Origin of the sequence: Ralstonia sp. GX3-BWBA (genome assembly GCF_003290055.1) — a bacterium.
Classification (GTDB): domain Bacteria; phylum Pseudomonadota; class Gammaproteobacteria; order Burkholderiales; family Burkholderiaceae; genus Ralstonia; species Ralstonia holmesii.
This window is the reverse complement of the sequence record NZ_QMKS01000024.1, coordinates 644850-652362: the sequence shown is the minus strand read 5'-3', so window position 1 is coordinate 652362 and position 7513 is coordinate 644850. Positions and strand designations below refer to the sequence as shown.

The 7513-nt window shown below is 64.0% G+C and carries 7 protein-coding genes; 6 read left to right on the top strand and 1 reads right to left on the bottom strand.

Translation table 11 applies throughout. The features are described from left to right. Positions 1–639 precede the first annotated feature (639 nt). The 3 genes from DOD19_RS25530 to DOD19_RS28220 are packed head-to-tail and all read left to right on the top strand — an operon-like array spanning position 640 to position 1684. A complete protein-coding gene (locus tag DOD19_RS25530; RefSeq protein WP_112186832.1) occupies positions 640–1056 on the top strand; it encodes a MarR family transcriptional regulator in 417 nt (138 codons plus the stop codon). Between the two features lie 54 nt (positions 1057–1110). Further along, on the top strand, positions 1111–1503 hold the full coding sequence (locus tag DOD19_RS25525) for a 4-oxalocrotonate tautomerase family protein (protein ID WP_112186830.1): 393 nt from the start codon (positions 1111–1113) through the stop codon (positions 1501–1503). A gap of 46 nt (positions 1504–1549) precedes the next feature. Beyond that, on the top strand, positions 1550–1684 hold the full coding sequence (locus DOD19_RS28220; RefSeq protein WP_024978017.1) for a hypothetical protein: 135 nt from the start codon (positions 1550–1552) through the stop codon (positions 1682–1684). 4 nt (positions 1685–1688) lie between these two features. On the opposite strand, the gene DOD19_RS25520 is transcribed toward DOD19_RS28220, so the two are convergent. Then, positions 1689–2708 carry a helix-turn-helix domain-containing protein gene (locus tag DOD19_RS25520; RefSeq protein WP_024978018.1) on the bottom strand — a complete coding sequence of 340 codons (1020 nt, stop codon included), beginning with the start codon at positions 2706–2708 and terminating at the stop codon, positions 1689–1691. Positions 2709–2822: 114 nt separating this feature from the next. Here DOD19_RS25520 and DOD19_RS25515 point away from each other — a divergent pair, with 114 nt between their 5' ends. The 3 genes from DOD19_RS25515 to DOD19_RS25505 are packed head-to-tail and all read left to right on the top strand — an operon-like array spanning position 2823 to position 7338. Next, positions 2823–3965, top strand: a complete 1143-nt coding sequence (locus DOD19_RS25515; protein WP_112188932.1) for an acyl-CoA dehydrogenase family protein — start codon at positions 2823–2825, stop codon at positions 3963–3965. A 27-nt stretch (positions 3966–3992) separates the two neighbouring features. Next, a complete protein-coding gene (locus DOD19_RS25510; protein WP_112188930.1) occupies positions 3993–5198 on the top strand; it encodes an acetyl-CoA C-acetyltransferase in 1206 nt (401 codons plus the stop codon). Positions 5199–5211: 13 nt separating this feature from the next. Beyond that, positions 5212–7338: a 3-hydroxyacyl-CoA dehydrogenase NAD-binding domain-containing protein gene (locus tag DOD19_RS25505; protein ID WP_112188928.1), complete on the top strand. Its 2127-nt coding sequence runs from the start codon at positions 5212–5214 to the stop codon at positions 7336–7338. The last annotated feature ends 175 nt before the right edge of the window (positions 7339–7513 follow it).

Sequence of the window (7513 nt, the reverse complement as noted above, 5' to 3'; positions counted from 1 at the left end):
CTTGTGCAGGGGGCGCCTCGGACGTTCAGGGCTAGTGCTACGGTTTATTTTTGATGTTTTTTGTTGTTGGTGCATCCCTGGTTTCATCCCCTGCCGGGGCTGACTCACTTTCTTTGGTCTTGCCCAAAGAAAGTAAGCAAAGAAATGCGCGCCCGATGCGGCGAACCCTTCCTTGAATTTATGTCGCAAGGAGGGGAAGGGAAAAACTCGCTTCGCTCAAACAGTTTCCCTTCCTCTTTCGTCCTTGCAACAGAAATTCAAGGCGCCGCATAGGGCAGCAAAGTCAAAGACCAACAGCCAAACAATCTGGGCGCTCGCCCAAACGGCAAGGCCAACCGCGCGACGGGTTGGCCTTTTTTTTTTTTTGACGTTGAGCCCTTGATGGCGCCTTGAATTTTTGTGAGCGGGCGGATAAAGGAAGGAGGCTTGTCTGAGCGCAGCGAGTTTGCCTCCTTCCCCGCACGGTCACACAAATTCAAGGGGAAGTCGCCATCTCGGGCGCGCCTTTCTTTTGCTTACTTTTCTTTGGCAAGACAAAGAAAAGTGAGTCGGTCCCGGCAGGGAACGAAAAGGAGATGGACCACAAAAACAAAAAACAAGTTGCATATCTAACCATCCTCACCTACCATCCACTTCACCATGTTCGACCACTGCCTCTACTTCAACACCACCGCCCTGGCCCGCAAGCTCGACCGCGTCTGGGCAGACGCCTTTGCGCCTTTCGATCTCACGCCGCCGCAGGGCTTCATGCTCCGTGCGATCGTCGACCGCCCGGGCATGCTGCAAAGCGAGTTATCGGAAGCGATGTCCGTCACGCGCCCCACGGCAACGCGCGCGCTCGATGGCCTGGAAGCCAAGGGCCTGATCGAACGGCGCAAGACCGAAGCCGACGGCCGCGAGACCGCCGTCTTTCCGACGCGGGAAGCGGTCAAGATCGGTGCGGCGTTGAACGAGGCAAGCGGCGCCGTCACCGCAAGGTTGAAGCGCGTATTGGGCAGTAATGAATTCACCGATACGGTGACGAAGATCCGAGGTGTGCGCTCCACCCTGACATGAGCGTCCATTTTTTTGATCAACTAGTTGCATTGCTAACCAATAAGGAAGACGATCATGCCGATTCTCAACGTCAAAGTCAGTGCCCAACGTTCTGCAGAAATGACGCAGAAGATCTCCACCACGCTGCTGGAACTCACCTCTCGCATCCTGGGCAAAGACCCGAAGGTCACGGCCATCGCCATCGACTATGTAGCCCCGGAAGACTGGGTCGTCGGCGGGCAGACGCTGGCCGCGCAAGGCAAGAACAGCGTCTATTTCGACATCAAGGTGACGGACGAAACGAATACGAAGGCGGAGAAGGCGCAGTACATCGCCGAGGCGTTCACGGCGTTTGCTGAGCTACTCGGCAATCTGCATGAAGAGAGCTATATCTATGTGCAGGACGTTCGCGCAGCGGCTTACGGCTACGGCGGCAAGACGCAGGAGTACCGCTACCAGCACGCGTGAATGTGCCGATCGCGTCGATCCCACCCAACAAAGAACAGGTGAAATCATGAACCGCATGAGCGCTTTCTTCGCGGCCAGTTGGCTGGCCGCCGGCTTGCTGTACTTTGGCCAACATTCGTTGCCGCTGACCGCGCTCTCGGGTGTGGTGTTGCTGGCTGGCTTCGATCTGCTGCGTCCGTGACGCTTCAGCGCGTGCGCTGTTGCGCCCGGTATTGCAAGGGGCTGCAACCCTGGCCGGCAGAAAACGCGCGGCTCAGTGCGCTGACACTGCCGTAACCGCATTCATCGGCAATGTGATCGAGCGGCAGCCGGCCCGTGCGCAGCAGAAACGCCGCCAGCTCCAACCGCAGCGTCGCCACGTAACGCCGCAGGTTGCTGCCCGTAGCGGCGGCAAAACGGCGCGTCAAGGTCCGCTCGCTCATCGCTGCCTGGGCGGCCAGTTCCGCCAATGCAGGCGGCACGGCCAATTCCCGCTCCACGATTTCCTGGATGGCCAGGATGGCCGCATCGCCGTGACGCTTGAACTGCGCCGTCCACACGGCCATGTGTTCGTATGACGGCAGCGATTGCGTGAGCGCCGTGCGCAACATCCGACGAGATGCGCCCACCCCACAGCAGTGATCGATGACGTACGCGCAGGCGTCCACGGCGGGGTTGATGCCGCTGACGGTGATGATGCGGCCATCCACCGCCAGAGGCTGGTCCGGCGTGTAACGCACGTCGGGAAAATGCCGGGCAAACCAGGCGCGCTCACTCGCCAGCCCGGTCGCTCTACAACCATCCAGCAGTCCAGCCTTGGCGAACAGCGGTGCTGCGTTCATGCCAACCACCAGGGCACCGGCGTCATAGCGCGTGCGCAGCCAATCGGCGATGCGCGCCTCTTCCGCGTCCAATACCAACTCTGGGGCGAACTGTGCGGGAACGATCACGACGTCGTAAGCGGCATCGGTCAGCGCTGCGGTGGCGGGCACCGGCATCTCTCCAAAGCTCGATACGGCGGCACCGTCGGCGGACAGCAAATCAATGTCGAAGAGCCGGCTGCCCATCACATCCACGCTGCGTGCCTGCATGGTGCCCGCCACCAGCAGCATCTCTTGAGTGAGAAACACGTAGCCCGCGAAGAGGCGCGGCGGCAGCAGGATGGCAATACGCGCCCGCGCGTGCACACCGTGGCGTTTGGAGACTGCTTTCGGCTGGCGCTTCATATCAATAAGGTGGCGATCCAGATCAACCGGAATTGTCGCGGCCTTGTTGAAATACGGCAACCCATTCGCCGCCAGTCCGGAGCCACCCACTCGGAGCCGCCATCAGGAGCCGCCATGATTGCCCGCACGCTGTTCGACGCTGAACACGACACCTTCCGAGAATCTGTCCGCCGCTTTATCGACGCGGAAGTCCTGCCCCACCACGAGCGCTGGGAAGACCAGGGCTACGTCGACCGCGCCATCTGGGAGAAGGCCGCCGCCGCGGGCTACCACTGCGCCAGCATGCCCGAGGCCTACGGCGGCGCAGGTGCCGATATCCGCTACAGCACGGTGCTGATGGAAGAGATTGCCCGCGCAGGCGCCACGGGCCTGGGCTTTGGGCTGCATTCTGAAATCGTTGCGCCCTACTTGTTGCACTACGGCAGCGAGGCACTGAAGCAACACTACCTGCCCAAGCTGGCGAGCGCAGAGATGATCGGCGCGATCGCCATGACCGAACCCGGCGCCGGCTCCGATCTGCAAGGCGTGCGCACCACCGCCACGCGCAGCAGCGACGGCACCCACTACGTTCTCAACGGCTCAAAGATCTTCATCACCAACGGCTGGCATGCCGACGTGGTGATCGTCGTGGCGCGCACCACGCCCGAAGGCGGCGCCAAGGGCACGAGCCTCTTCGTGGTCGACACGAGCATGGAGGGCTTCAGCAAGGGCAAGCGCCTGAAGAAAGTCGGCATGAAAGCGCAGGACACCGCCGAGCTGTTCTTCGACAACGTGCGCGTGCCGGCCGCCAACCTGCTCGGCGGGGAACATCGCGGCTTTGCCTACCTGATGCAGGAGCTGCCGTGGGAGCGCCTGCAGATTGCCATCGGCGCCATCGCTTCGGCCGAAGGCGCACTTGAATGGACGCTGCGCTACGTGCGCGAGCGCCAGGCCTTCGGCAAGGCCATCCTCGATTTCCAGACTGCGCGGCACGCACTGGCGGAACTGAAAACCGAAGTGCAGATCGGCCGCGTGTTCGTCGATCAGTGCATCGCGCTCAAGCTGGCTGGCAAGCTCGATGCCGCCACGGCGTCCATGGCCGAGTACTGGACCACCGACCTGCAGTTCAAGGTGATGGACCGCTGCGTGCAACTGCACGGGGGCTACGGCTACATGTGGGAATACCCCATCGCCCGCGCGTGGGCCGATTCGCGCGTGCAACAGATCTACGGCGGCACCAACGAGATCATGAAAGAACTGATCGCCCGCACCCTTTAACGAGCACGACCTTCAGTACTCAACGCTATGGAAGCCTATATCTACGACGCTGTGCGCACGCCGCGCGGCAAGGGCAAGAAGGACGGCAGCCTGCACGGTGTGACACCGCTGCGCCTGGCCGCAACCGCGCTGCGCGCCATCCGCGACCGCAATCAGCTCGACACATCGCTCGTGGACGACGTGGTGCTCGGCTGCGTGGAACCCGTGGGCGAACAGGGCGCGTGCATCGGCCGCGTGGCAGTCCTGTCAGCCGGCTATGCCGAGACGACGGCCGGCGTGCAGATCAACCGCTTCTGCGCCTCCGGCCTGGAAGCCTGCAACATGGCCGCTGCACAGGTGATGGCCGGGCAAAGCGACTTTGCCATCGGCGGCGGCGTGGAGAGCATGTCGCGCGTGCCGATGGGCGCTAGCGGGGGCGCATGGCCGGTCGACCCCGCAGCCGCCATCCCGCTGTACTTCGTGCCGCAAGGCGTGTCGGCCGACACCATCGCCACCAAGTGGGGCTACAGCCGACGTGACGTCGATGCCTACGCTGCAGAGAGCCACCGCCGTGCGCATGCAGCCAGCACCGCCGGCTGGTTCACGGGTTCCATCGTGCCGGTGCGTGACCAGAACGGCCTGACCATGCTCGACCGCGACGAGATGATCCGCCCGCAGACCACCGTAGACACGCTCGCGCAGCTCAAACCGTCGTTTGCGGAATTGGGCGAGCAATACGGCTTTGACGCGGTGATCCGCCAGCGTTATCCAGAGCTTGAACGCATCGAACACGTGCACCACGCGGGCAACAGCTCGGGCATCGTCGACGGCGCGGCGGCCGTGCTGATCGGCAGCCGCGAGGCCGGCAAGCGTGCGGGCCTCAAGCCGCGTGCGCGCATCCGCAGCTTTGCAAGCATCGGCTCGGAGCCGTCGATCATGTTGACCGGCCCCTCCCACGCAGCAGAGAAGGCGCTCAAGCGCGCCGGCATGTCCGCGTCCGACATCGACCTGTACGAACTCAACGAAGCCTTTGCCTCCGTCGTGCTGCGCTTCATGGAGGTGCTGGCCGTGCCGCATGACCGCATCAACGTCAACGGCGGCGCCATTGCGATGGGCCATCCGCTGGGCGCAACGGGCGCCATGATTCTCGGCACGCTGCTCGACGAGCTGGAGCGGCGTGGCGCGAGCACGGGCCTCGCCACGCTATGCGTGGGTGCCGGCATGGGCACCGCCACCATCATCGAACGCGTTTAAGGAGCGAGCTGACATGATCGACATCACCATCGACACCGACGGCATCGCCACGCTCACGTGGGACCAGCCGGGCCGCGCGCAGAATGTGCTCAACGGCGAAACCTGCGCCGCCTTCTTTGCCGCCATCGACCGCGTGTGCGCAGATGCCAGCGTCAAGGGCATCCTCATCACCTCCGCCAAGACGGATTTCATTGCCGGCGGCGACCTCGAATGGCTGCAGGCCAGCGACGACGCGCCCACCCTGTTTGAACGCACGTGCGAGCTGCACCGCATGCTGCGCAAGCTGGAAACCTGCGGCAAACCCGTGGCCGCCGCACTGCCGGGCTCCACGCTGGGCGGCGGGCTGGAGATTGCGCTCGCCTGCCACTACCGCGTGGCCGCCGACAACGCCCGCGCACGCTTCGGCCTGCCGGAAGTCACGCTGGGCCTCTTGCCGGGCGGCGGCGGTACACAGCGTTTGCCGCGCTTGATTGGTGTGCAGAAGGCATTGCCGATGCTGCTGGAAGGCAAACGCATCAAGGCGGCCGACGCACTCAAGCTCGGCATTGTCGATGCGGTCGTCAATGCGGGCGAAGAAGCCGATGCCGCGCGCGCGTGGCTCCTCGGCGAAGGCCAGACTCGCGCGCAGCAACCGTGGGACACCAAGGGCTACAAGGTCCCTGGCGGCGGCATCTCCAGCCCCGCCGTGCAGCAGCTATTCACTGCGGCCAACGCCATGCTGCGGCAGAAAACCTACGGCAACTATCCAGCAGCGGCCAGCATCCTGTCGTGCGTGTACGAGGGGCTCATCACCGATCTTGATACGGGCCTCAAGACCGAGGCGCGCTACTTCGTGCAGGCGGTGCTGTCGCCGGAGGCCCGCGCGATGATCCGTACCCTTTTCTTCAGCCTGAACGCGGCCAACAAACTGGCCGCGCGTCCCGCCGATGTGCCGGTGCGTCGCTACGCCAAGGTGAGCGTGTTGGGCGCGGGCATGATGGGCGCCGGCATCGCCTACGTCACGGCCAAGGCGGGGCTGCCCGTCGTGCTGCTCGACACCACGCAGGAAGCCGCCGAGCGCGGCAAGGACTATTCGCGCAAGCTGGTCGAGAAACAGGTACAGCGCGGCAGCCTGCATGCCGAGCAGGCTGAAGCGCTGCTCGCCCGCATCCAACCCACAACGTCCTACGCCGACCTGGATGGCGCGGGGCTCGTGGTGGAAGCCGTGTTCGAGCAGCGCGAAATCAAGGCCAACGTCACGCGCCAAGCCGAGGCCGTGCTGTCGCCCGATGCCATCTTCGCGTCCAACACGTCCACGCTGCCGATTACCGGTCTGGCGGAGGCAAGCCAGCGGCCGGGCAACTTCATCGGGCTGCATTTCTTCTCGCCAGTCGACAAGATGCCGCTGGTGGAGGTGATCGTAGCCCGGCAGACCACGCGGGCCACGCTGGCGCAGGCGCTCGATTACGTGAAGGCCATCGGCATGACACCTATCGTCGTCAATGACAGCCGCGGCTTTTATACGAGCCGCGTGTTTTCGACCTACGTGCTCGAAGGCCTGGCGATGCTCGCCGAAGGGGTGGCGCCCGCATTGATCGAGAACGCCGGGATGCTGGCCGGCATGCCGGTCGGGCCGCTCGCGCTCATCGACGAGGTTTCGAGCGAGCTGATTCACAAGGTCAACCAGCAAACCCGCGCCGACCTGGGTGTCGCCTATATCGAGCGCCCGGGCGAAGCCGTGGCCGAGCGCATGGTGGCCCTGGGCCGCCTCGGCCGCAAAGCGGGCCAGGGCTTCTACGACTATCCGGAGAGCGGCAAGAAAACGCTGTGGCCCGGGCTGGCAACCGAATACCCCCAAGCCGCCACGCAGCCCGACGTGCAGACGCTGGTCGATCGCCTCATCACCGTGCAGGCCGTGGAAACCGCACGCTGCCTGGATGAAGGCGTGGTGACCGACCCGCGCGATGCCGATGTGGGCGCGCTGCTGGGTTGGGGATTCCCGGCATTCCGGGGCGGGCCGGTGTCGCACATCCATCGGATGGGGGTGGGCGCCTTTGTCGAGCTGTGCGACCGGCTGGCTGCGAAACACGGCCGCCGCTTCGCGCCCCCCGCCCTGCTGCGTGACATGGCAGACAAACAGACCGCGTTTTACGAACGCTGACCCTCCAGCGCCGCGCAACCACCGTCTGCGCGGCGCCTCACTTACAAGCGTTGCGCCCACACACCAACCCCGGGTAAGTCCGAGTTCGGCCCCCAAAAGCAAACGATTGCGCGTCCATTCGCGGGCCAGGTCGTTCGGCTTAAGACACATGTGCTTCGCTCCGATATAGAGTGGA